Origin of the sequence: Luteibacter sp. 621 (assembly GCF_050435445.1) — a bacterium.
GTDB lineage: Bacteria > Pseudomonadota > Gammaproteobacteria > Xanthomonadales > Rhodanobacteraceae > Luteibacter.
Genome location: NZ_JBNDKI010000007.1, coordinates 169,010 through 194,531, shown reverse-complemented (window position 1 = coordinate 194,531; position 25,522 = coordinate 169,010). Strand labels below are relative to the sequence as shown.

19 protein-coding genes are annotated in these 25,522 nt (G+C 64.6%); 13 read left to right on the top strand and 6 right to left on the bottom strand.

Annotated elements, in window-relative coordinates; translation table 11 throughout:
* Positions 1–152 precede the first annotated feature (152 nt).
* Complete coding sequence (gene prmA / locus ABIE56_RS10345) at positions 153–1,055, bottom strand: 50S ribosomal protein L11 methyltransferase (RefSeq protein ID WP_429243726.1); 903 nt, start codon at positions 1,053–1,055, stop codon at positions 153–155.
* Positions 1,056–1,118: 63 nt separating this feature from the next.
* On the opposite strand from prmA, the gene ABIE56_RS10340 reads away from it, so the two are divergent.
* From ABIE56_RS10340 to purH, 3 genes are all read left to right on the top strand, one after another.
* Complete coding sequence (locus tag ABIE56_RS10340; RefSeq protein ID WP_429243725.1) at positions 1,119–1,955, top strand: zinc-ribbon and DUF3426 domain-containing protein; 837 nt, start codon at positions 1,119–1,121, stop codon at positions 1,953–1,955.
* A 218-nt stretch (positions 1,956–2,173) separates the two neighbouring features.
* Complete coding sequence (locus ABIE56_RS10335; RefSeq protein WP_247331966.1) at positions 2,174–2,407, top strand: helix-turn-helix domain-containing protein; 234 nt, start codon at positions 2,174–2,176, stop codon at positions 2,405–2,407.
* 64 nt (positions 2,408–2,471) lie between these two features.
* Positions 2,472–4,061 carry a bifunctional phosphoribosylaminoimidazolecarboxamide formyltransferase/IMP cyclohydrolase gene (gene purH / locus ABIE56_RS10330; protein WP_429243724.1) on the top strand — a complete coding sequence of 530 codons (1,590 nt, stop codon included), beginning with the start codon at positions 2,472–2,474 and terminating at the stop codon, positions 4,059–4,061.
* Positions 4,062–4,162: 101 nt separating this feature from the next.
* Here the strand turns inward: purH and ABIE56_RS10325 are convergent, their stop codons facing one another.
* A complete protein-coding gene (locus ABIE56_RS10325) occupies positions 4,163–5,164 on the bottom strand; it encodes a bile acid:sodium symporter family protein (RefSeq protein ID WP_429243723.1) in 1,002 nt (333 codons plus the stop codon).
* Between the two features lie 94 nt (positions 5,165–5,258).
* Here ABIE56_RS10325 and ABIE56_RS10320 point away from each other — a divergent pair, with 94 nt between their 5' ends.
* Together ABIE56_RS10320 and ABIE56_RS10315 are read left to right on the top strand one after the other, a co-directional pair.
* Positions 5,259–6,149: a LysR family transcriptional regulator gene (locus ABIE56_RS10320; RefSeq protein ID WP_429243722.1), complete on the top strand. Its 891-nt coding sequence runs from the start codon at positions 5,259–5,261 to the stop codon at positions 6,147–6,149.
* A gap of 45 nt (positions 6,150–6,194) precedes the next feature.
* Positions 6,195–6,893, top strand: coding sequence for a glutathione S-transferase (locus ABIE56_RS10315; protein ID WP_429243721.1), 699 nt, complete (start codon positions 6,195–6,197; stop codon positions 6,891–6,893).
* Positions 6,894–7,004: 111 nt separating this feature from the next.
* On the opposite strand, the gene ABIE56_RS10310 is transcribed toward ABIE56_RS10315, so the two are convergent.
* Positions 7,005–7,541 carry a DUF2782 domain-containing protein gene (locus ABIE56_RS10310; RefSeq protein ID WP_429243720.1) on the bottom strand — a complete coding sequence of 179 codons (537 nt, stop codon included), beginning with the start codon at positions 7,539–7,541 and terminating at the stop codon, positions 7,005–7,007.
* Between the two features lie 95 nt (positions 7,542–7,636).
* On the opposite strand from ABIE56_RS10310, the gene polA reads away from it, so the two are divergent.
* The gene (gene polA / locus ABIE56_RS10305; protein ID WP_429243719.1) at positions 7,637–10,366 is read left to right on the top strand and encodes a DNA polymerase I; all 2,730 of its coding nucleotides are present in this window, start codon (positions 7,637–7,639) and stop codon (positions 10,364–10,366) included.
* Between the two features lie 286 nt (positions 10,367–10,652).
* Here the strand turns inward: polA and ABIE56_RS10300 are convergent, their stop codons facing one another.
* Genes ABIE56_RS10300 through ABIE56_RS10290 form a run of 3 tightly spaced genes read right to left on the bottom strand, consistent with a single transcriptional unit; the run spans position 10,653 to position 12,601 of the window.
* Positions 10,653–11,189 carry a hypothetical protein gene (locus ABIE56_RS10300; RefSeq protein WP_429243718.1) on the bottom strand — a complete coding sequence of 179 codons (537 nt, stop codon included), beginning with the start codon at positions 11,187–11,189 and terminating at the stop codon, positions 10,653–10,655.
* Positions 11,190–11,203: 14 nt separating this feature from the next.
* Positions 11,204–12,025, bottom strand: coding sequence for a hypothetical protein (locus ABIE56_RS10295; RefSeq protein ID WP_429243717.1), 822 nt, complete (start codon positions 12,023–12,025; stop codon positions 11,204–11,206).
* Between the two features lie 9 nt (positions 12,026–12,034).
* Positions 12,035–12,601, bottom strand: coding sequence for a hypothetical protein (locus tag ABIE56_RS10290; RefSeq protein ID WP_429243716.1), 567 nt, complete (start codon positions 12,599–12,601; stop codon positions 12,035–12,037).
* Positions 12,602–12,840: 239 nt separating this feature from the next.
* On the opposite strand from ABIE56_RS10290, the gene ABIE56_RS10285 reads away from it, so the two are divergent.
* The 7 genes from ABIE56_RS10285 (at position 12,841) to ABIE56_RS10255 (ending at position 25,520) form a co-directional block, all read left to right on the top strand.
* The gene (locus ABIE56_RS10285) at positions 12,841–13,845 is read left to right on the top strand and encodes a glucokinase (protein ID WP_429243715.1); all 1,005 of its coding nucleotides are present in this window, start codon (positions 12,841–12,843) and stop codon (positions 13,843–13,845) included.
* Complete coding sequence (locus tag ABIE56_RS10280) at positions 13,842–16,193, top strand: beta-N-acetylhexosaminidase (protein ID WP_429243714.1); 2,352 nt, start codon at positions 13,842–13,844, stop codon at positions 16,191–16,193. Before ABIE56_RS10285 ends, ABIE56_RS10280 begins: the two co-directional genes overlap by 4 nt.
* A gap of 144 nt (positions 16,194–16,337) precedes the next feature.
* Entirely contained in the window at positions 16,338–19,538 is a 3,201-nt protein-coding gene (locus ABIE56_RS10275; RefSeq protein ID WP_429243713.1) for a TonB-dependent receptor, read from the top strand.
* A gap of 8 nt (positions 19,539–19,546) precedes the next feature.
* The gene (locus ABIE56_RS10270) at positions 19,547–20,908 is read left to right on the top strand and encodes an APC family permease (RefSeq protein WP_429243712.1); all 1,362 of its coding nucleotides are present in this window, start codon (positions 19,547–19,549) and stop codon (positions 20,906–20,908) included.
* A gap of 4 nt (positions 20,909–20,912) precedes the next feature.
* Positions 20,913–23,621: a glycosyl hydrolase 2 galactose-binding domain-containing protein gene (locus ABIE56_RS10265; RefSeq protein ID WP_429243711.1), complete on the top strand. Its 2,709-nt coding sequence runs from the start codon at positions 20,913–20,915 to the stop codon at positions 23,619–23,621.
* A gap of 10 nt (positions 23,622–23,631) precedes the next feature.
* Positions 23,632–24,639: a LacI family DNA-binding transcriptional regulator gene (locus tag ABIE56_RS10260; RefSeq protein ID WP_429243710.1), complete on the top strand. Its 1,008-nt coding sequence runs from the start codon at positions 23,632–23,634 to the stop codon at positions 24,637–24,639.
* Between the two features lie 35 nt (positions 24,640–24,674).
* Positions 24,675–25,520: a sulfotransferase family protein gene (locus ABIE56_RS10255; RefSeq protein ID WP_429243709.1), complete on the top strand. Its 846-nt coding sequence runs from the start codon at positions 24,675–24,677 to the stop codon at positions 25,518–25,520.
* The last annotated feature ends 2 nt before the right edge of the window (positions 25,521–25,522 follow it).

The window sequence follows — 25,522 nt, the reverse complement described above, 5'->3', positions numbered from 1 at the left end:
TGGGTCGGCCGGGGGGGGCGCCCGGGCGGCCGCCGCCACCCACCTAGCTTCGCGAGGAAAACCCCACCGGGGGGGGGGGGGGGGGGGGGGGCGGGGGGGGGGGCCCCCCCCCCCCCCCCCCCCCCCCCCCCCCCGCTCCTACACGAGCAACATCATTTGCTTTTCCGCCGGCCGCTTATGCGCACCCAGTCTTCCAGCGTGCGGACTTCCAGCTCCTCGAACCATTCGGCGTAACGCACCAGCAGTTCCTCGTGCTGGCCGAACAGGATGCCCGACAACGCAAACGGCGCACCCGGCTTCACCGCCGCGGCAAACGTCGGCGCCAGCTCGCCCAGCGGGCCAGCCAGGATGTTGGCAACCAGCACATCTGCGAGCTCTTTCGGTGCCTCGCCCGGCAGGTACACATCCAGCGATGCGGAGACGCCATTGCGCTCCGCGTTATCGTGCGACGCGATCAACGCCTGCGGGTCGTTATCGATACCCACGGCACGCGCCGCCCCGCACTTCAGCGCGGCGATGGCGAGAATCCCGGAACCGCAGCCGTAGTCGAGCACGAGCTGCCCCGCCATCTGCTGGCCATCGAGCCACTCCAGGCACATGGCCGTCGTGGGGTGGGTACCGGTGCCAAAGGCAAGGCCGGGGTCCAGGCGCACCACCACGATGCCGCCATCTTCCGGCGGATCGATATTCCAGGGGTACACCCACAGCCGGCGGCCAAAGGGCATCGGCTTGAACTGGTCCATCCAGGCGCGCTCCCAATCCTGGTCTTCCACTTCGCGCCAGGTGATCTGCGACGGCTCGATAAATGGCAGGTCGTCGGCGATCGCGGCGGTGAGGCCGCGGCGATCCGCATCGATATCGAACAGGGCGTTCAGCACGATCTGGTTCCACAGCGGGATTTCGCCCACGCCCGGTTCGAAGATCGCCTCTTCATCGGGCGTCTCCGCATCGGCATCCTGCAGCGTGACGGACAGGGCGCCGAGGTCTTCAAGCGCGGCTTCGACGCGCGGCTGCTCCGCGGCGCGGATCGTCAGGGATAGTTCAAGCCAGGGCATCGTAAGGCCGGAATGAGGGTTGGGACTGACGATTCTACCGGGCGCGCACGCTATGATCGAACGATGTACACCCAGTGCCCCGAGTGCCTCACCGTCTATAAAGTGGAAGCAGAACTGCTGGTGCCCGCCTGCGGGTGCCTGCGTTGCAGCCATTGCGGCGGCATCTTCAACGCACTGGGCACCTTGGCCGCCAACCTCCCGCCGGAGCCGTTTACGCGCCTGGCCGAGCACGCGCTGGACCAGGATCCGCCCGTGGCCGATGTCGCCGTGTTCCGGCCACGCCAGCCACCCGAAGCCGCTGCCCCCGAACTCACCCAACCCGTCACGGCGGATGGCGCGGCCGAGATCGCGGACGCCACGGCAGCCGTGGGCGAAGACTTCTCCCGACTCACCTTCACGCCCAAATTCGCCCGTGCGTCAAAGCGACGCTCCTGGCGTAGCGCGGCATGGGTGACCGTGTGTGTCCTGCTCGTGCTGGGCCTGGGCGCACAACTTGCGTGGGCCAAGCGCGATTCGCTGGTGGCCGATCCCACGTTCGGCCCGGTGCTGCAGACCGGTTGCCAGGTGATTGGCTGCCAACTACCGCTGGTCGCCGCGCCAGGGGAACTACGCCTGCTGGCCCGCGATGTGGAGCAGCACCCCTCCGTCCCGGATGGCCTTCTGATCACCGCCAGCGTGCACAACGATGCCCGCTTCGCGCAGCCCTACCCGGTCGTCACCATCGTGCTTTCCGATGGCGATGGGCAGCGCCTCGCCATGCGCCGCTTCCAGCCGGAGGACTACGTGGGCGACGCTGCCGTGCGCGCGCACGGCCTGGCCGGGGGTGCCACGACGGCCATGGTCTTCGAGGTGCAAGACCCAGGCCAGCACGCGGTCGCTTTCGCATTCAGCTTCGAGTGACCATTCGAAAAAATTTCTTTTTGCAAGCCTGCACTTCGGCCCGGCAGGCGAGTACACTCAATCCCCTTCGCGACTTCCGGCCAGCCTTGCGCGGCGCCCGTGTCGCATCCGCGATCATGAGAACAAGAACCGTCCGGCGCCCTGGCTCCGGCGTGCGAGAGGGACATGCCTTGAACGCTGTGAGACTTACTGCCGCCGAGGCCGCCAACGAAACCTCCATGCAGAGTGCTCTCAGCGAATGCGTCAGCCGTACCGTGCGCCGCTACCTTGCGGACATTGGTGACACCGAAGGCGGTGAAGGCTTGCACGCGCTGGTGATCCGCGAGGTCGAGGGCCCCCTGCTCCGTGAAGTCCTGGCGTTCCACGAGGGCAACCAGAGCCGTGCCGCCGCCGCACTCGGCATCAACCGTGCCACGCTGCGCAAAAAGCTGGCCGCCCACGGCATTTCCTGATCCAACCGGCCGCCCGGCCTTTGGGCGGCTATAATGGCGCGCTTTCCCCTCCCGGAAAGTGTCCATGTCCACGCCCGACCTCGTCCCCGTCCGCCGCGCGCTTATCAGCGTTTCCGATAAGAGCGGCCTGACCGACCTCGCCCGCCGCCTCGCCGCGGCCAACGTCGAGATCCTCTCCACCGGCGGCTCCGCCAAGGCACTACGTGATGCCGGCATCCCTGTGCGCGACGTGGGTGATCTGACGGGCTTCCCCGAGATCATGGATGGCCGCGTGAAGACCCTGCACCCCAAGGTGCATGGTGGCCTGCTGGGCCGCCGTGGCAAGGATGATGCCGTGATGGCCGAGCATGGCATCGTGCCCATCGACTTACTGGTGCTTAACCTCTACCCGTTCGAGCGCACCGTGGCCAACCCTGAATGCACGCTGGAGGACGCGATCGAAAACATCGATATCGGCGGCCCGGCCATGCTGCGCGCGGCGGCGAAAAACTGGAACGATGTGGGTGTACTGACCGATCCAGCGCAATACGACACCGCACTCGCTGAGATTGAAGCGAACGGCGGCCTGTCGCGCGCTTCGCGCTTCGCATTCTCCGTCGCCGCGTTCAACCGCGTTTCGAATTACGACGCGGCGATCAGCGATTACCTCTCCGGCGTCACCCTGGATGACACGCATACCGCCGTGGCGGGCCACAGCGAATTCCCCGCGCAGTCGAACGGCCGCTTCGTGAAGGTGATGGACCTGCGCTACGGCGAAAACCCGCACCAGGCCGGTGCGTTCTACCGCGACCTGTACCCGGCTGCCGGAACCCTGGCCACGTTCCGCCAGTTGCAAGGCAAGGAACTCTCGTTCAACAACATCGCCGATGCCGATGCGGCGTGGGAATGCGTGCGCCAGTTCGATGCGCCGGCCTGCGTGATCGTGAAGCACGCGAACCCGTGTGGCGTCGCTGTCGCGGCCGATCCGCTCGCGGCGTATGAACTGGCCTACGCGACCGACCCGACGTCCGCGTTTGGCGGCATCATCGCGTTCAACCGCCCGCTCGATGCGGAAACCGCGAGGGTGATCCTGAAGCGCCAGTTCGTGGAAGTGCTGATCGCGCCCGTGGTCGAAGCGGGCGCGGTGGATGAAGCCACGAAGAAGGCGAACGTCCGCGTGCTCGAAATCCCGATGGGCGACGGCCGCAACACCCACGACATCAAGCGCGTCGGTTCGGGGCTGCTGGTGCAGACTGCCGACCACCGCCAGGTCACACGCGACGAACTTAAGGTAGTCAGCAAGGTGCAGCCCACCGCCGGCCAGCTGGATGACCTGCTGTTCGCATGGCGCGTGGCGAAGATGGTGAAATCCAATGCGATCGTTTACGCGAAGGACCAGCGCACGATCGGCGTGGGCGCTGGCCAGATGAGCCGCGTGGTCAGCGCGAAGATCGCCGGGCTGAAGGCCGAGGAAGCCGGCCTGGTCGTGCCGGGCAGCGTCATGGCCTCCGATGCGTTCTTCCCCTTCCGCGATGGTATCGATGCGGCGGCAGCGGCAGGCATTGCGGCGGTGATCCAGCCGGGCGGTTCCATGCGCGATAGCGAAGTCATTGCCGCGGCCGACGAACACGGCATGGCGATGGTCTTCACCGGCATCCGCCACTTCCGCCACTAAAAAAAAGGGCCGCCCATCTGGCGGCCCTTTTTTTTCCCGTGCCCTGTAGGAGCGCGCTTGCGCGCGAACCCCCGTCACAACGAAAACCGGTTACCTCCCCATCACCGATCGCGCGCAAGCCGCGCTCCGACGGGGGCATCCGCCACGTTCTTCCGCACCGCGTACTTCCGTGCCAGCACCGCGCACGTCATCAGCTGGATCTGGTGGAACAACATGATCGGCAGCACGATCAGGCCCAGCGGGTGGCCGGCGAACAATACCTTCGCCATCGGCACGCCCGAGGCCAGGCTCTTCTTCGAGCCGCAGAATACGATGGTGATTTCATCGGCGGTATCGAAGCCGAGAGCCCGCGCGCCATAGCGCGTGGCAAGCAGTGCCAGCGCAAGCAACACGGCATTGACGACCACCAGGCCGGCCAGCACCGGCAACGGCAGCTGGTGCCACAGGCCCTGCAACACGGCAGCGCTGAAGGCGGTGTACACCACCAGCAGGATCGAGCCACGATCAACGAAGGTCAGCAGCACGGCGTGCTTGCGCACCCAGCCGCCGATCCAGCGCTGCGCCACCTGGCCGGCGACGAACGGCACGAACAGCTGCACGACGATCGCGCCGATCGAATGCCATGACAGCGCCCCCTGCCCCGAACCTGCAATCATCAAGCCCACCAGCAACGGCGTGATGAAGATACCCAACAGGCTCGATGCCGACGCGGAGACGATGGCCGCAGGGACATTGCCACGGGCGATCGAGGTGAAGGCGATCGATGACTGTACCGTGGAAGGCAGCGTGCACAGGAACAGGATGCCGAGGTAGAGATCAGGCGATACGAGCGGCGAAAGCACGGGCTTGAGCAGCAGGCCCAGCAACGGGAACAGCACAAAGGTGCTGGCAAGTACGGTCAGGTGCAGGCGCCAGTTGGTCATGCCGGAAACCACCGCATCGCGGGACAACTTTGCGCCATGCAGGAAGAACAGCAGGGCGATGGCGATATCGGTAAGCACCCCGAAACCCTGGGCCACCACGCCACGGCACGGCAGGAAACTGGCCAGCAACACCGTGGCGACCAGGGAGAGCGTGAATCCATCAGGCAGAAAGCGGCGCATGGCGAGGTCAGGCAGCGTGGATGAGGTGCTTATTGCACCGCCCCGGCGCTGATAAGGCAAATCGTTTTATCTGATCCAGTGATAAGATATTCACATGAATGTCTCGATGCGCCAGCTTCGCGCCTTCCTCGCCGTGGCGGAACACCGGCATTTCCGCCGGGCCGCCGAGGCCCTCCATCTCACGCAACCCGCCGTCAGCCGACTCATCGCCGATCTCGAGGCCGAGCTCGACGTCCGGCTGTTCGATCGGAGCACGCGCGAGGTCATTCCCACGGAGGCTGGGCGCTACCTCGAGCAAGCCTTGGCCCGGGTACTGGATGAGCTCGACGGGGTACTCGGCCACGCCCGAACCCAGGCCGACCCGCTGCGCGGCCGGGTGCGTATCGCCGCGGTGCCCACCCTGTCGGCGGGCCTCGTGCCTGCCGGCATTGCCCGGTGCGCCGCCGATGCGCCTTCCATCGAGATCATCCTGCGCGACCAAAACCAGGCCCAGGTGCTGGATGCGGTGCGCGGCGGCGAAGTGGATTTCGGGCTGACGGTGGAGCCCGCCACGCATGAGGAGTTCGATGCCGAGACGATCCTGCGTGACCCGTTCCGCGTGGTATGCCGTGCCGACCATCGCTTCGCCGCGCGAAGCGTTGTGCCATGGGCGGCATTGTCGGGCGCGCCCCTGATCCTGCTCGACCACGCCTCGGGCAGCCGCCGCCTGATCGATGCCGCCCTCGCGCAACAGGGTGTCGAGGCAAACGTGGCGATCGAAGTAGGCCACCCGCACACCGCGTTCCGCATGGTGGAGGCCGGCCTCGGCATTACCATTACACCGGCACTCTCACTCGATGCACTGCGCCCGGGCCTGGTGGCACTGGACCTCACGCCCGAGGCATACCGCAACGTCACGCTGCTGCGACGACGCGCCCGCTCCCTCTCACCGCCCGCACAAACGGTATGGGACACCTTCCGCGACATCGCACTCACGCTGGCTTGAACGCAGTGCCACGATCCTTGGCACCTTCCGGCAAGGAGATCGCGCATGGCCTATCAGCTCTATTACTGGACCGGCATCCAGGGCCGCGGGGAATTCGTCCGCCTGGCCCTTGAAGACGCTGCGGCGGCGTACGTCGATGTGGCACGTGAGGAGGGCGATGGCGTGATGACGGCCTGGCTCGACGGCGAGCACGATGGCGCGCTGCCGTACGCCCCGCCGTTCCTGAAGTCCGGGCGTCTCGTGATCGCGCAGGTCGCCAATATCCTGCAGTACCTGGCGCCGCGCCACGGGCTGGTTCCGGAATCAGAGTCGAAACGGATCTACGCACACCAGTTACAACTCACCATCGCCGATCTGGTCGCCGAGGCGCACGATGTCCACCATCCCGTCGGTGCCGGGCTGTATTACGAAGACCAGAAGGACGAGGCGAAGCGGCGTGCTAAGGAATTCCGCGAGTCGCGGATTCCCAAGTTCCTGCACTACTTCGAGAAGGTGCTGGACCGAAACGGCGGGAAACACGCGCTGCGCGAGTTCACCTACGTGGACCTTTCGCTGTTCCAGGTGATGTCAGGCCTGGCTTATGCGTTCCCGAAGTGCATGGCGCGACAGAAGCTGCCCTTGCTACGGGACCTGGCCAGGCGTGTGGAGGTGCGGCCTAACATCGCGGCATATCTCGCATCGAGCCGCCGCGTACCGCACAGCGAAGACGGCATCTTCCGCCACTACGCCGAACTGGACGGCTAATGGCCGGCCACGCGAACGGCATGTTGTAGGAGCGCGCTTGCGCGCGATGGGTGCTCGCGCCAGTCACTACCGCGCGCAAGCGCGCTCCTACAGGAGCATGGCCATGACGGATCAGTCGGAGCCCGCCGGCTTGGGCGCTGCGCCCCACTCGTAAACCTTAAAGTAGACCGGGTCCACCTTCGAAACGCCCGGATCACGGACCAGCTTGCCGTCGGGGTTGGCCATGACCTGGTAGGGCACGCCGTTCTTCGGCGTCACGCGAATCATGGTGAGCTTGCCGCCAGTGCGGTATTCCTCAACGGTGTCGGTCCCTTCGGTGTGCACAGTCACCTGCGGCGCCGGGTTGCCCTTGCCATCGACCGGGGTGCCATCGTCACGCATGGCCGGGAGGTTAGCGGCGGTGACCTTGCTGCCCTGCGCATCCGAGGTCGCCGGCGTGGACTGGGTTTCCTGCGACTGGTCGTACGGCACCGGCTTTTCGATGGGTGCCTTGCCAGAACGGTCCGGCTCGCCGGCCTTCACGCCCGGATCGTTCAGGGCCGGCGGCGGAAGCGCCTTCATCTGCTTCGGGTCCTGCGTGGTCTGCGCCACGGCCGGCAGGGCCAGGGCCAATAGCAGTGCCGCGGCAAGGGCGTGCATGCGTTTCATGGGAGATCTCCATCCGGGGGTAGCGAGCATAGCAAGCCGTGGGTCCCACGCCACGTGAACAGGCGCCCCCGGGCAGCCCGTGAGAGAATCGGGGCATGCCTACGCTCACCCTTATCGACGGGTCCTCGTACCTGTACCGCGCGTTCCACGCGCTGCCGCCCCTGACCAATGCGCACGGTGAACCGACCGGCGCCTTGTTCGGCATCGTCAACATGCTGCGCACCACCATGAAGGCGGGTTCCGATTACGTCGCCTTCGTGTGCGATGCCCCGGGGCGCACCTTCCGCGACGACCTGTACCCGGAGTACAAGGCCAATCGCCCGTCCATGCCGGATGACCTGCGCGCGCAGGTCGAACCGATGATGAAGATCGTGGGCGCCCTGGGGTTCCCCATCCTCTGTGTGACGGGTGTCGAGGCTGATGACGTGATCGGCACGTTGGCCCGCCAGGCCAGCGCTGCAGGCATCCACACCATCATCTCTACCGGTGACAAGGATTTCGCCCAGCTGGTGGGGCCGGATATCCAGCTCATCAACACGATGACCAACACCACGATGGATACCGAGGGTGTCATCGCGAAGTTCGGCGTTCGCCCGGAACAGATCGTGGATTACCTCACGCTCGTCGGCGACAGCATCGATAACGTGCCCGGCGTGGAAAAGTGCGGCCCGAAGACGGCCGCGAAATGGCTGGCGGAATACCCCGACCTGGACGCACTGATCGCAAGCGCCGACAAGATCAGCGGCAAGATCGGCGAGAACCTGCGCGCGGCGATTCCGCGCCTGCCGCTATCGCGCGAGCTGGTCACGATCCGCACCGACGTCCCCCTCGACCAGGCACCGGCGGACCTGGCCATGCGCCCGCGTGACGTGGAGGCACTGCGCGAGCTTTACGCGCGCTACGACTTCAAGGCCGCGTTGAAGGAACTCGACAGCGGTGGCGAGGCCCCGGCGAGCGCCGCAGCCCCTACCGTCGCCGTAGCGCCAGCACCTGTCGTGGCGACGGATGTGTATGCCGGGCCGGGCGAGTACGAGCTGGTGCTCACCGAAGATCGCCTCGCCGCGTGGCTGGAAAAGCTCGAGACCGCGGCGTTGATCGCTTTCGATACCGAGACCACCAGCATCGATTCCATGCTGGCCGAGATCGTTGGCGTATCGCTCGCGGTCGAACCCGGCAAGGCCTGCTATATCCCCGTAGCCCATGATTACCCGGGCGCCCCGGCGCAGCTCGCGCGCGAACACGTGCTGGCCGCGCTCAAACCCATCCTGGAAGACGCATCGCGACCCAAGGTAGGCCAGCACGGCAAGTACGATATCAATGTGCTGTCGCACTACGGCATCGCGGTGAAGGGTCTTGCGCACGACACCATGCTGGAGTCGTACATCTTCAACGCCACCGCCACGCGCCATGACATGGATTCGCTCGCCCAGCGCTACCTTGGCTACACCACGGTGAAGTACGAAGAGATCTGCGGCAAGGGCGCCAAACAGATCTCGTTCTCGCAGGTGGATATCGATACGGCCGGCAAATACGCCGCCGAGGATGCCGACATCACGCTACGCCTGCACCATGCGCTGTGGCCACGGCTCGAGGCTGAGCCGACCCTGCGCTCGGTCTACCTCGACATTGAAATTCCGGTGGTGCCGGTGCTCGCGAAGATGGAGCAGACCGGCGTATTGATCGATGCCAACGAGCTGCGCATGCAGAGCCAGGAGCTCGGCAAGCGCATGCTCGAGCTGCAGCAGAAGGCTTACGCGGCGGCTGGCCATGAATTCAACATGGATTCGCCCAAGCAGCTGCAAGCCGTGCTGTTCGAAGAACTGGGATTGCCGGCCAAGCTGAAGACGCCGACCGGCCAACCTTCGACCAACGAAGAAGCCCTGGAAGCCCTCGCCGATTCGCACGAGCTGCCGCGCCTGATCCTCGATTACCGCGGCCTGGCAAAGCTTCGTTCCACGTACACCGACAAGCTCGCCGGCATCGTGAACCCGCGCACCGGTCGCGTGCATACGAGCTACCACCAGGGCGCCGTGGCAACCGGCCGCATCAGCTCGTCCGATCCGAACCTGCAGAACATCCCGGTGCGTACCGAGGAAGGCCGGCGCATTCGCCAGGCGTTCGTCGCGCCGCCAGGCTGGCGCATCGTCGCAGCCGACTACTCGCAGATTGAGCTGCGCATCATGGCCCACCTCTCGGGTGATGAAGGCCTGGTGCGCGCGTTCTCCGAAGGTGGCGACGTGCACCGCGCCACCGCGGCGGAAGTCTTCGGCGTAGCACCCGAAGATGTCACCAGCAACCAGCGCCGCGCAGCCAAAGCCATCAACTTTGGCCTCATGTACGGCATGAGTGCCTTCGGCCTCGCCCGCCAGCTCGGCGTGGACCGCGGCGAAGCCTCCGATTACATGGCGCGCTACTTCTCACGCTTCGCAGGCGTGCGTGCCTTCATGGATGCTACGCGCGAACAAGCGCACCAGGTCGGTTACGTCGAAACGCTGTTCGGCCGCCGCTTGTACCTTGAAAACCTGAAGTCGCGGAACCAGGCATTGCGTGCGGGTGCCGAACGCGCGGCCATCAACGCGCCCATGCAGGGCACGGCGGCGGATATCATCAAGCGCGCCATGATTGCCGTGGCCGCCTGGATCGAAGGGCGCGACGATGTGCGCCTGCTCATGCAGGTGCACGATGAACTGGTCCTCGAAGTTCGCGAGGACGCCGTCGACGCCGTAAAGGTTGCGGTTGAAACCAAGATGAGTGGCGCGGCCACCCTGAGCGTCCCTCTACAGGTGTCCGTTGGCGTCGGTGCGAACTGGGATGAGGCGCACTAACCGTCATTTGGACGTCTAAATCGTAAGAATTTCGTTCACGGGCTCCTGCGGCACCAGCCAAGTGACTGATTTTCATGGCCATGAACGAAGCCTGAGTTTTTTTCGAAATTCATTGCAACTTCTGGCCCCGCCAGCCGTCTATATCTACGGACGCACGCAACGGCGTCCCATCGGTGGGCCCCACCTCCCTGGGGCCACCTCCGTGGATGGCAAGTCTTCCCCTGGGCGTGCCATCCCACCCCGCCCCGGCAGCTCCCCTGGCTGCCGGGGTTTTTTTTGCCCCGCATCACGGATCCAGGCGGACCCAGCGCTTGTCCACCCTGGCGCAGACATGCTGGTCACTGCCTGGGCACGGAGCGAGCCTGCCAGCCGCCTGCGCCGCATTGACCTGACGAACCCACCGCGTTTCACGCAAGCTGTGCTGCGCCTCCCATATCGCGTAACCCGCCGTGCCGATCACGGCGAACGATCCGATCGTCGAGGCGATGAAGGCCTTCCAGGCGAAGGCCGTTTGCAGTCGCCCGCCCGACACCATGCGCGACTCCAGCTGGGAGGCGGCGTTCTCGAGCCGAATCTCTGATGCGCGGATCACCTCGCCGAATCGCTGGATAGCGTCCGTGGTGCCCGCGTCCAATGCTTCGCTCGCGGCCTGGCGCAAGTCCGCCGATACCTGCGCCGATGCCGTCAACGCGTGCTGCACCTGATGCCCCATCGCCTGGCTCGCCTGCACAGTCTGCTTTGCGACCGCGTCCAGCCGTTTCTCGATTCGCCCCGTCACCGCCGCCAGTTTCACCGCAAGCGATTTCACATCGTCTTCGTCCATGGCACCCACGCTCCTTACATTGACATCGCCATCGAGGGCGCCTGCTGTTGATCTTGCTGCTGTTGTTGTTGGGCCAGCATCTGCTCGGTGAGTGCTTGCTGTTGATTGTGTTCCAGGCCGTTCTGGAGGAAGTCCTGGCCCTCGTACGACTTCAGGTAGTCGCGACCGACATCGTCGAAGGCTCTGTCATCGCCGGCATTCGCCGCGGCGACAAGCCGATCGAACGGATCGCCCTGTTCCATCGAAGGTTGGCGTTCCGCCTCGCTCAAGGGAATCTGCCACCACGCCATATCCGGCAGCGGCCTCGTCGTTTCTTGATTCAGGTCGCTCCCCGGCATGGGGTCGCGGATCGTACGGATGTCACCCGGTGCGTGCGACGGAAGATAGTTAAGCTTGCCGTCAACGCCCCTGGATTCTGCGGTGCCGAAACGCCGATCCGTCCTTTGGATGCCAGCGTGGTTTAGCGCGGCCCATGTGTAGTCGACGCAGTTGTTACGGAAATCCTTGTATGTCAGGTCAAAGCCATAGCGATCGGGATTGGGGCCGAACTCATTGAGCTTGTCGAACTGCTCCTTAGATACTTCGAGAGTGCGTGCATACATCGGATCCTGGTAGGCGTCAGCGTCATTTGTCTTCGGCTCGCCTCGCCCGTAGATATCACCATGTTTCGCTGGCGCAAAGCCCCAGCTGCGCTTCTGCTCGCCATCGTCGGTCTGATAATAGACATGCCCTGGCACCGACCGGGTTAGATGTTCCTTACCGTGAATATCAAACTCGCGTATTACCGTTCCCGGAGCCGCCGCATAGACGGTGACTGTGTATCGCTTGGCGTCCATGTCGCCTCCTTACTTAAAATGCCTGTATTCACGCTCAACGGTTAACCATGACGCGATCGGTGCGAAGACCTCAGCATCGTCTAACGTCTCGACTTCGAAACGGTACCGTCCGTAGTCAGGCGGCATGAACCGAACTACCTCCATGTGTGCCACGCGGCCGTCCGTGCTACTCATCGAAACATTCGCAATATCTGTTCCGCGTTCCTCCATGCTTACCGGGTAGCAGTACATTTTTCTGGAGGGGTCATACTCTTGCGCGTGATCATCCACGGGCACCGGCTCCTCGTGTCCGCGCGCGTCTATACGGAACAACCTGACCTTGAGGTACAGCCGCGAGGTTGGCGTGCGACTCCAAAAGGACTGAAGCGGGTCGCCCGTTTCGGGCCTTATGTACTTGAACGCCAACATGTAGCTTCTTCGGATTTCAACATTCGTCGGAACGCTGAAGGGCACGCTGATGGTGTTTCCCTTCCGCGCCACCGAGAACGGTGCGCTCGCAAACGGTGGCACCGCCTTCTCCGCACACGCGCTTAGCGCGACACACACTGCCATCGATGCCACCACCGTCGCTCGCATTCCATCCTCCGTTGTCCAAGCGCCCAGCATGCGTGTCTGGACGCGCCATGTAAACACCTAACTGATTGAGATATATAGCAATTGAGACGCGCCTCATGAGAATTTCGCCCATTTATGGGGCTGTTGCGGCGTGACTTGACACCGGTGTCAGTCCGTTACACCCTGATGACGAATCCGGTGCGGGGGCATGCGGATGGCGTGATCCACCCTTTGGGTCGAAGCGTTGGGGAAAAACGGGGATGCTCTTTCTCGCGGGCGATATTGGCGGTACGAACGGCCACGTTGCGCTTATGCGTGCGGCCGACGACCGTCCCGGTCACATCGAGACGCTTGCGTACCGCGTGTTCCCCTGCGCGGCGTTTCCGTCGCTCGCCGACCTGATCAAAACCTTTATCGATAGCGAGGTCCGTGCACCGGTATCGCATTGCGTGCTCGCGTGTGCCGGCCAGGTGATGGGCGATGAGGTCGCGAACGACAACCTCGCCTGGCCGATCCTTCCAGCCGCGTTGCGCGCCACGCTGGGCCTGGCCGATGTCGCGGTTCTCAATGATTTCGAAGCGCTCGGGTACGCCATCGAGGGTCCGCTCGCCGAAAGCGGCCGTCATCTGTGCGGGCCTCAGGCGCGTGGCCCGGGGCCGTCGCTGGTCGTCGGCCCGGGAACGGGGCTGGGCGCTGCGATCTACGTGCCCCACGCCAACGGCGGGATCGTGCTGACGACCGAAGCCGGGCAGATGGATTTCGCACCGCATTCGCTCCGCGAGCGCGAGGTGCTTGCCTGGCTGGCTCCCGAGGGCGGCTACGTGCCCGTTGAGCTCATCGTCTCCGGGCCTGGCCTGCTCACGGCTTACGAGGCTTTGTGCGCGCTGGATGGCGTGGCGCCGTCGCTGGCTACGCCGAAAGCCGTCACCGCCGCAGCTACCGCGCAAAGCGACCATCGTGCGACGGAAGCCGTGGCTCTGTTTTGTGACGCCCTGGGTAGCTTCACCGGCAACCTCGCCATGACCTACCTGCCGACCGGCGGCATCTTCCTCGCCGGCGGGTTCCTCTCATCCATCTTCGACCTGCTCAAGCAGAGCGCCTTTGAAGAGCGCTTCCTGCATGGGCGAAGCGTCCGGGGCATGCTGGCCCAGGTGCCGGTGTGGGTGACCGAGCACGGTAGCCATGGTGTGCAGGGCGCCGCACGCTGGTACATGCAGCATCGCGAAGCGACGCGTGCGGCGTTTGCCGAGGGCGCCGTCGCATGACGCCGCGGCCGCCATTGACGCGGGTCCGCCGGCTCATCGTGGCGGGCATCGTAGCGGCTATCAGCACCGTCGCTGCGGCCGCGTGCGCTGCAGACGTGGCGCCACCCGCATGGTCGTTACTGCCTGCACCGGCCGTTGCAAAGCCGGCGGGCACCGGGGTGGTGACCCTCCAAGGCGGTGCCACCGTAACGATACGCGGCAGCGACTCAACCGCGTTGAAGGCCGTGGTGGATAACTTCACCCACCGTGTCACCAGCGTACGCGGGCTGCCACTACGCACGGTCGCCAGCGGCACCGGCGCCGCCACGATCACGTTTGAGATCAAACCTGATGCTGCCGCCGAGGGCGATGAAGGCTACGCCATCACCATCGACAAGGCCGGGATCCTCATTACGGCGCGCACCGTGCGTGGCGCATTCAACGGCAGCGCGACCGCATGGCAGCTGCTCACGCCACCGGGCTGGACACGCGGCGCCATGGCGCGCGTGCCCTACGGCACCATCGAGGACCACCCGCGGTTCGCCTGGCGCGCGCTGTTGCTCGACTCCAGCCGGCACTACCAGAGCGCCGACGAGATCAAGCAGCTCATCGACTGGATGTCGCTCGATAAGCTCAACGTCCTTGTGTGGCACATCACCGATGACCAGGGCTGGCGCCTGCCCGTTCCCAAGTATCCCGAGCTGACCACCAAGGGTGCATGCCGGGTGGCCGTAGGCAACGACGGCGAGGTATCGGGAGGCCACGACAAGCCGTACTGCAAGGCTTACACCGAGGCCGAGATCAGCGACATCGTGCGTTATGCCACTGAGCGCAACGTCGATGTGGTCCCGGAGATCGACCTGCCGGGCCACTCCCAGGCCACCATCGCCGCCTATCCATGGCTAGGCGTGACGGGCAAGCGGCCGCCGGTCTGGACCGACTGGGGTGTCAGCCCGTGGTTGCTCAACCCGAATACCAAAACACTGACGTTCGTCAACGACGTGATGGACCAGGTGATGCGGCTGTTCCCGTCGCGTTATGTGTCCATCGGTGGCGACGAGGCAGACAAGCAGCAGTGGAATGCCTCGCCGGAAGTCAATGCGCAGATGAAGGCGCTGAAGCTCGCCAGCATGGATGAGCTGCAGGGCTGGTTCATGCAACAGGTCGCCAACTATCTTGTCGACCATGGGCGCACGCCAGTGGGTTGGGACGACGAAGTGGACGCGGGTGTCGCCCTGCCACGTGAGCAGGTGGTGATGTCCTGGCACGGCGACCACGACGAACGCGTCGCCCTGGCTGCATTGCGCCAGGGCCATGATGTCGTCATGACGCCACAGGAATCGTTGTACTTCGATCACCTGCAATCGGACCACCCGGACGAATGGGCCGGCCCACCTCCGGTCGTGTCGCTGCGCCAGGCATACGACACCCAGATCATTCCTCCGGGAGCCACGCCTGCAGAAGCAACGCACATCATCGGCGTACAGGCCGGCCTGTGGGCCGAACAGTTGCTGACGTTCCAGAACCACCAGCACGCCACATTCCCGCGGATCGCCGCGTTGGCCGAACTTGGCTGGTCGCCCGCCGACGCGCACGACTGGAATGGGTTTGTCGCGCGGTTGCCCGCCGAGCTTCGGCGTTACCGCGCCCTTGGTATCGGCGCCGCGGACACGGCATTCGCGCCCACCTTCGAAGTGTCGCGCGCAGAAGGCGGCTTCCGCGTCGCGCTGGCCAACCAGGTCGATGGCGGTGCCATCCGTTACACGACGGACGGCACCACGCCCGGCCCCCGCTCCTCGCTCTACACAAAGCCTTTCACGCAGCCCGCCGATACCACCGTACGGGCCGCCACCTTCGACGCGGACGGCGACACGCTCGCCGCCGCGCGATCGACGACATTGGGTGACGCCACGCTGCTGAGCCGCGACAGCGATGCCCTGCGGACGTGCTCAGGTGAGCCGCCTTCACGCTTGCAAGGTGCCCGGCCCGCGCGTGGCGCGAGCCCGGTATACGCCGTAGAGATTGGAAATGCCTGCTGGATGTGGCCGCAGGCGAAGGTTCAGGGCGCCACGCATGTCACTGTCACCGCGGAGCGACTGCCCTGGCGATACGGCGACGAGGCCCGCGGTGCGATCGTGCGCGACCGCCACGGGTCAGGCGATGCCATTGAAATTCATGCGGACGGCTGTGACGGCCCGCGGCTTGCCGTACTCCCGCTAGGGTCGGTAGCGCCGACGGGCAGCCAGGTGCGCAGCGAGGCCAACCTCGCCACACCTGTCGCCGCCAACGCGCAGACCTTGTGTGTCTTTGCAACGGGCGACCCACGCGAGGGGCAGTGGGCGCTCGGGACGATTTCGTTTTCTAAGTAGGCCGGCGCGCAGGGGCGCGTCGTGGGTTGGGGAAAACAGGACAGCACCACCACGGCGTGCGCCTCCGGGCGCGGCCGGGCATGACGCGTTCGCAAAAAACACGCTCCCTAGTTTCGACAGGCAACAGTCACGAGGTCACGGCCCATGTCCACAGCACTTCGCAAGCATCCCTTGTCGTTCGCCATCACGGTAACCCTGCTGGCCGTCGCCTCGACGTCCGCGGCCGCCTCCACCTTCTTCGATGTGCAGCAGGACGGCCAGCCCGCCCAGGCCACGGCCACACAAGCCACCCCGCCGACGCCACCTGCGAAGAAGGTTGACGGCAAGGACGCTGACGGAAATACCGCGAAGAATGCCGTTGACCTGTCAGGCGTCACGGTGACCGGCGTGCGCGCATCGCAGATGAAAGCCATTGATGTGAAGCGGGATGCCGACAAGATCCAGGACAGCATCACGGCCGAGAACATCGGCGCCCTGCCCGATACCACGATCACCGACTCGCTCCAGCGCATCACCGGCGTGCAGATCAACCGCGATGCCGGTGTAGGCACCTCGGTGGACGTGCGCGGCCTGCCGCAGGTCGGCACCATGCTCAACGGCGAGGTCTTCATCACCGCCGACCAGATCGACTCCCAGCAGCCTGACTTCAGCATGCTGCCTTCGACGCTGTTCCACGGCGCGGACGTGGTCAAATCCGCGACCGCCGACGAGACCGACGCTGGCATCAGCGGCGCGATCGACCTGCACACGTACCGACCATGGGATCTCCCCTCGGGCTTCACCTACAGCTACTCGGCCAACGGTGAGCGTGGGTCGACCACCAAGCATACGGGTCCTGAAGCCAACGGCCTGTTCTCGTACAACGATAACGGCCGGTGGGGCTTCCTGATTTCGGGCGACTACTCCGATACCCGGCGCATGAACTCCACCGAGGGCCTGGACCAGTATGGCGTGGTGCTCAACGGCGAGAATGCCGCGAGCGCCGGCGGCTACAACGGCTTCCTCACCCCGTGGAACGGCGCGCCTATCCCCTCGCAGATCGTACAGAACGCCGATGGCAGCGTGGACGTGAACGGCGACGGCAAGTCCAATGGCGTGTTCATGGGCAGCCAGAACTTCGGCATCAACCAGATCATTACCGAGCGCAAGCGCAAATCAGCCAACGCCTCGTTCCAGTTCGATATCGGCAACGGCTTCAGCCTGACCAGCGACTACTTCTACTCGCAGCAGCACGAGTTCGATCGCAATGTCGGCGTCCAGTTCAACTCGACCAACTGGCAGGGTGCCACCTACGTGCCGTTGCAATCGCAGGATACGGGTAAGCCCGCCCTTGGCTCCTACGGCACGCCCGAGCCCGGCTGGGAAGGCTCCAACATCTACACCACGCAGGTGTACCAGAAATGGCCGGGCGACGTGGAATCGTACTCGCAGATGATCCGCAAGTTCTCCGACGCGAAGAACCTTAACCTGCAACTGGACTATGACGACGGCGGCCCCTTCACCGCGTCACTGCGTGGCATCCACGATACGGCCTCGCAGCATCTGCAAGAGACGGACGTCAATATTTCCGATTCCGATGGCGCGCTCTGGCCGAACGTGCTGGCCGACGGCGTTTCTGATGATGCGGTGCCACCGGGCACGTTCGTCTACCCGGCGGAGCTGGGTGGTAACCGCGTGTTCAATCCCACGGGCATCCCGCAGAACACCATACCCATCGCGGCGGATTTCCGTGGCCGGTACCTGAAGATCGGCACGCCCGCGGAACTGTCTGCGGCGTTTGCCGACCCGAACGCCTGGACCTTCAAGACGCTGGAGTCATCGGGCAACTACGATCGAAAGGTGGCCCTCAACGCCTTGCGCTTCGATGGCAAGTTCGAGTTCACCGAGGGATTCAAACTCAAGTTCGGCGTACGCAACGGCATCCGCACCGCCGACAACAAGGGCTATACCTTTGAAACACCGGTGTATGCGGGCATGGGCGCATCCGACCCGGGTGGCTGCCTGGTGCGCTATGTCGGCGCGGACGTGGTGCTCAATAGCGGCTCGTGTACGGCGGGGAATGAGCAGGGCTACTTCCGCGCAGGCCCCCTGTCGGCTATCTCCATGCCGAACACGGCGGCGCCACTGGCGGACAACTTCAAGGCCTATAACAACCTGCTGGGCTCCGGCATCAACTTCTGGGCGGTCGATCCCAACGCCATGAAGAACCCGGAGGACTTCTGGAAATCGCTGTATCCCGACACGGTCTCGGTGGGCGAACCCGGCACCACGTGGGGCGTGCGCCTGAAGGAACTGACGGGTTACCTGCAGGGCGATTTCAACGGCATGATCGGCGACATGCCCTACAGCGGTAACGTGGGCGTACGCATTATCCGAAGCCACCTTGACGTGACCCAGCATCTGAGCGGCGATCCGGGCGCATATGGCGACGAGCCCGAAGACGTGGGCACGGAGATCACCAAGCGGCGCTACCAGGATGTGCTGCCGTCCGCGAACTTCGCGCTGGATGTGACCGATAGCCTGAAGGTGCGCCTGGCGTACTCGAAGAACATGATGCCGCTCGACCTTAGCACCTGGGCCGGCGGCCTTCAGCTGAACTATTCGCTGTCCGAGACGCCCGACGGCCCCATCTTCCGCGTGGCCAACGGTACTTCGTCGGGTAACCCGAACCTCGATCCCTGGCGGTCGACCAACTTTGGCGCCTCGGCCGAGTGGTATATCAACCCGTCGAGCATGGTTAGCCTGGCGCTGTTCCGCATCAACGTGGATAGCTTCATCAAGAACGGCAGCGTCACCAACTGTACGCTCCCCGATGAAGATGGCGTCGTACGCGACCATTGCATCGTCATCACGCAGCCGGTCCAGGGCACGGGCAACAGTATCAAGGGCGCCGAGCTCGATTACCGGCAGGCCTTCACGTTCCTGCCTGGTATCTTCTCGAAGACCGGCATGGAAGTGAACGGCACGTACGCGCCCAGCAACTCCGGCGAGAAGGACCTCGCGGGCAAGAAGATCCCGTTCCAGGACAACTCCACGAAGTCGGGCAATTTTATCCTGTGGTACCAGGATGACCGCTTCCAGGCGCGCGTCGCCTACAACTACCGTTCGCGCCGCGCGGTCATGGATAGCGTCGGCGGCATCACCGGCCTGGAGATGTACGAAGCACCGCAGAAGTACATCGATGCATCCATCTCGTATAAATTCACCAAGCAGCTGGAGGTGTTCCTTAACGGGACGAACCTCACCAACGAGTATCAGAAGTACTATCTGGTCTTTCCGAACCAGCCGGGACACTCGACGTTCTCCGAGCGCATGTTCATGTTCGGCATCCGTGGCCAGTGGTAGGGGAACCCATGCGCGAGCGTAACTTCCATCGTTCCATCGGGGTGTTCTCCGGCACCGCCATCAACATGACCCAGATGTGCGGCATCGGGCCGTTCATCACCATCCCGTTGATGGTGGCCGCGATGGGTGGCCCACAAGCCATCGTGGGCTGGGTTGTCGGTGCCCTGCTCGCAATGGCCGATGGATTGGTATGGGCTGAGCTCGGCGCGGCCATGCCCGGCTCCGGTGGTACCTACGTGTACCTGCGCGAGGCGTTCCAGAAGCGAACGGGCAAGCTCATGCCCTTCCTTTTCATATGGACCATGCTGCTGGCAATCCCGCTTTTGATGTCGACCGGCATCATCGGCATGGTGGAATACCTGCAGTTTTTCTTCCCGAACCTGGGCTGGTGGCCCTCGCACCTGGTGGGCATCGCGGCGACGGCACTGGTCACCTGGCTGCTGTATCGCCGCATCGAATCGGTCCGCGTCATCACGGTGGCCTTGTGGGTCATCATGCTGGTCTCGATCATCGGGGTGGCCGCGGCGGGCTTCTCGCATTTCGATCCGCACCTTGCCTTCGACTTCCCGCAGGGCGCGTTCGGGCCACGCTTCTTCGTTGGCCTGGGCGCGGGCCTCATCATCGGCGTGTACGACTACCTGGGTTACAACACCACTGCCTATATCGGCGATGAGTTGCGCGATCCGGGGCGCACCATGCCCCGCTCCATCATCATTTCGATCATGGCGATGATGGTGATCTATCTCCTGCTCAACATCAGCGTGCTGGGGGTAGCTCCGTGGCAGGAGATTGCAACGTCGAAGTCCATCGCCTCGCTGGTGGTCGAGCGTAGCTGGGGCCATACGGCGGCTGCGGTGATGACCACCCTCATCATCATCACGGCGCTCGCCTCGGTATTTACCGGCCTGCTTGGCGGCTCGCGCGTGCCGTTCGAGGCAGCGCGCGACAAGGTCTTCCTGTCGACGTTCGGCCGCCTTCACGCCCGGGATGGCTTTCCGCACATCGCCCTGCTGACCATGGGCTTCGTGACCGCCGTCGGTACGTTCTTCGACCTGACCGAAGTCATCAATATGCTGCTAACCGCGACCATCCTGGTGCAGTCGCTGGCCCAGGTCGTCGCACTGATCGTGTTGCGCCGGCGCGAGCCAGATCTACACCGGCCCTACCGGCAATGGCTGTATCCGGTACCGTGCATCATCGCGCTGGTGGGCTGGGTCTACGTCTATGTCTCCGCATCCACCTTGTCGCTCCTGCTGTCGGGTGCGTGGATCATCGCCGGGTTGGTAGTGTTCGTGCTCTGGGCGCGGGTCAACGCGGCATGGCCTTTCGCACCGATTGAAACCCACCGTGCCGCCGCCGGGGAGCCGTAACGCCATGCAGATCGCAACCCGGGCCGCCCTCGTCGCGGCTATCGTGATGAGCCTGGGCGCCAGCCCCGCGGCCATGGCAGGCACCACCTACGCTGATACACGCGTGGCGGCGGATGCGGCAACGGTCACGCCCATTGCCCACTGGCAGATCCAGGACACGGCGAAGGCGCAAGAAGACGGTGCCGCCATCTCTACCAGTGGCTTCGCCACGAAGGAATGGTTCCCCACGACAGGGCGCGCCACGGTCATGGCCGGCCTGCTCGAGAACCATGTGTTCAAGGGCGATGTGTTTTATAGCGACAACCTGCGTGCCGTGCAGGTCCCGGACGCGAGTGGCAATCTGTTCGTGACCCCGTGGTGGTACCGGGCCGGATTTACGCTGGCGAAGGCACCGGCATCGCGGCACACGTTGCTGCGCACGCACGGCATCATCGCCAGCGCCGATGTCTGGGTGAATGGGCAACACGTCGCCGACCACGCCGACGTGGCAGGCGCCTACCCGGTCAGGGATATCGACGTGACGCGCTGGGTCCGCGCCGGTGCCAATGCGCTGGCTCTGAAAATCTACCCTGGTGACCCGCGGATGAGCCTGTCGATCGGCTGGGTCGACTGGAACCCCACGCCACCGGACAACAACATGGGGCCGTGGCGCGGTGTCGATCTCATCCAGACCGGGCCCGTGGCGTTGAGCGCGCCGCGTGTGCTGACAACCCTCTCGGACGACCTGAAGCAGGCGACGCTGGCCGTCAAGGTCACCGCAACGAACCTCGATGCGGTAGCCCGTGACGCGACCCTCGCAGGGACCGTTGCCGGCAAGCCGCTCCAGGCGAGCGTCCACCTCGCCCCGGGCGAGGTCAAGGTCGTGTCGCTTACTTCGGGCGCCGCGCCCGCCGCGACGCTGGACAACCCGAAGGTGTGGTGGCCCATCGGCATGGGCGACCACCCGCTCTACGACATGGCAGTGACCGCCTCCGTCGATGGCGCGCTGTCGGATCGGGCTGCCACCACGTTCGGCGTGCGCCGCGTCGAGTCCACGCTGACGAAGCAGGGCTATCGTCAGTTCATCATCAACGGCAAGCCCCTGCTCATTCGCGGCGGCGGCTGGGCGCCCGACATGTTCCTTCGCGATGACCCTGCGCGCATGGAAGCCGAGTTCAGCTACGTGGTGAACCTGGGCATCAACACCATCCGCAGCGAAGGCAAGCTGGAGAACGATCGCTTCTACGACCTCGCGGACCAGAACGGCATCCTCGTGCTCGCTGGCTGGGAGTGTTGCGACAAATGGGAAGCTGCGGCAAAAACGGGCGGCCAACCCTGGAACGATGCCGACCTGCGCGTGGCGCAGGCATCGATGGCCAGCGAGGCTCGCCTGTTGCGCAACCACCCTTCGGTGATCGGCTTCTTCATCGGTAGCGACCACGCCCCGCCCCCGGCGCTATCGAAGATGTATACCGACACGCTGCGCGCCGAAGACTGGTCGCTGCCGGTTATTTCTGCGGCCGTCGATGAAAAGACGGCCGAGGCTGGCCCATCCGGCATGAAGATGGCCGGGCCTTACGACTGGATCCCGCCTTCGTACTGGTATGCGGACAAGCTGGGTGGCGCGTTCGGCTTCGATTCGGAAGTCAGCGCGGGTGCCGTCATTCCGCGGCTCGAGGACGTGCAGCGCATGCTGTCGCCGCAGGAGCAGGAGGCGCTATGGAAGTACCCGGATGCGAGGCAGTACCACGCATCCGCCGATTGGTCGACGTTCGCCGTGCTCACGCCCTTCGATACAGCGTTGGCAAAACGCTACGGTGCACCCACCGGCCTTGCTGACTACGTGGCGAAAGCCCAGCTGGACAACTACGACAACGTCCGCGCCCAGTTCGAGGCGTTCAATGCGCGCATGGGGGCCGCCAACCCGGCCACCGGCGTCATTTACTGGATGCTCAACAATGCGTGGCCATCGCTGCACTGGCACCTTTACGACTACTACCTGAATCCGGCGGGTGCGTATTACGGTGCGAAGAAGGCCAACGAACCGGTACACATCCAGTACGCGTACGATTCGCGTTCGGTCGTGGTGGTGAACCACACCTTGCAGGAACAGCACGCACTCCAGGCAACCATCAAGGTGCGCAACCTCGATGGCAGCGTGCGCTTCGAGAAGAAGGTGCAGGGGATCGACCTGGCGGGTAACCATACGCAGCCAGTCCTGGATCTGCCCGAGGTGGCGGATCTGTCGACGGTCTATTTCGTTGAACTCGAGCTTGCGGCCGCCGACGGCAAGTCCGTGAGCCGCAACGTCTACTGGCTCTCCACCCGTGCGGACAAGCTCGACTGGGCCAAGTCGAACTGGTACCTCACGCCGGTGACGCAGTACGGTGACTTCACGCCGCTCGCATCGCTGCCCAAGGCCACCCGTGAGGTTCGTGCGTCTACCGTGCGCGAGGGCCATGAAGAGGTCACGACGGTGACGCTTTCCGTACCCTCCTCATCCGCGGCCGCCGCGCTTCAGGAGCACCTGTCGATACGCCACGGTGCCCGGGGCGAGCTTGCGCTGCCCGTAAGGTGGTCTGACAATGACATCACGCTCTGGCCCGGCGAATCGATCGTGCTGACCGCACGCTACCCGGCGGGGAGCGCTGCAGGCACGGTGGTTGAAGTGGCTGGTTGGAACGCGCCCGTGGAGCAATTCACGACGGGGGTTACCCAGGGATCGAAGCATTGAAGAGGTCTTCATGTCGCGCGTGACCATTAACGATGTGGCTCGTGCATCCGATACATCAAAGAAGACCGTCTCCCGCGTGCTCAACCAGGAGCCGGGCGTGCGCAAGGAAGTGCGCGAGCGGGTGATGGCCGCCGTGGCCGAGCTCAACTACCGCCCGCTCACCTCGGCACGCAGCCTGGCCTCGAATCGGTCGTTCATGATCGGGCTGCTCTACGACAACCTGTCACCCAGCTACGTCATGGAAGTACAGGCTGGCGTGCAGGAGGCGTGCGAAGCGCACCAGTACAGCATGATGGTGCAGCCGCTGGACTCCACCGCGCCGGACTTCATGGAGCGCGTGGAAGGGATCTTGTGGCGGCACCGTCCCGATGGCCTGATCCTTACGCCACCGATTACCGACCATCCGGCGTTGCTCGCCCACCTGCGCGCCGAGGGACTGCCTTTCGCCTCTATTGCGCCGCGAAAGCCCAAAGGTATCGCCGGTGTCATCCTGCGCGAACGCGAAGCGGCGGCGGCGATGGTGGCGCACCTCGTGGAGCTGGGGCACCGCCGCATTGCCCACATCATCGGCGATCCGAAGCACGGCGCGGGCGTCTGGCGCCTTGCAGGGTTCCGCGATGGGCTCAAGCGCGCCGGCCTGGTGGAGCGGCCCGACTACATGGTGCAAGGCCGGTTCTCCTTCGAGTCCGGCGTGAGTGCTGCCCGCCAGTTACTAAGCCTGAAACAGCGGCCGACCGCCATTTTCGCCGCCGATGACGATATGGCGGTCGGAGCCATCTGGGCGGCCGCCGAAGCAGGCGTCTCGGTGCCCGGCGAGGTTTCCATCTGCGGCTTCGACGATACGACCATCGCCACGCAGGTATGGCCGCTGCTGACCACCGTGCACCAACCCGTCCGTGACATGGGCAAGCGCGCCACCGAGGAGCTCCTGCTGGGGCTCCTGGGCAAAGGCGAGCCGCGCATGGTCGAAGTCGGGTACCAGATGCGCCTGCGCGACTCCACGGCGCCCGCGCGCTGATACGCTCACCTCTTGCCGTCCCAAGGAATCACCGCATGTCCGTGACGCCAGACACCCCGAATGCCCCGCGCCGGTTCCACTTCATCTCAGGGCTCCCGCGCGCCGGCACCACGCTGCTCGCGGCCATCCTGAACCAGAATCCGCGCTTTCGCGCCGGCATGACCAGCCCTGTCGCCGACATCATGGGGGTTGTGGTGGCGGAGGCCAGCAGCAGGAACGATTTCGCGTTCGATGTCTCGGACGAACAGCGCGTGGCCTTGCTGCGCGGCCTGGTAGAGAATTTTTACTCGGTCGATCCTCGCCCCGAAGCCATCTTCGACATGAGCCGCCTGTGGTGCAGCCGCATGGGCCTGCTCAACACGCTGTTCCCGGGCGTGAAGGTCATTGCGTGCGTGCGCCAGCTGGCATGGGTGCTCGACAGCATGGAACGGCTGGTGCTCAAGCAACCGGTGAGCGTCAGCAAGGTGTTCCGCTACGACACGAATACCACGGTGTATTCGCGGGTCGAAGCGCTGACCGACCCGCGTGGCATGGTCGGCTTCGCCTACCAGGCCACGAAGGAAGCGTTCTACGGCGAGCACGCCCGCGACCACCTGCTGCTGCTCACCTACGAGAGCCTGGTGCGTGACCCCGAAGCGGCAATGCGGGCGGTGTACGCATTCCTCGGCGAACCGTGGTTCGCGCACGACTTCGACAACATCGAATACAGCGCCGATGAGTTCGATGCGCGCGTCGGCATGCCCGGCCTGCACTCCGTCCGCGCCAAAGTGGAAGCCGTCGAGCGCACGCCGGTATTGCCACGCGAAGTGTTCGGACGTTTCGCCAACGAGGCGTTCTGGGCGGATCCCAAGAACAACATCAACCAGGTGGCCATCGTCTGACC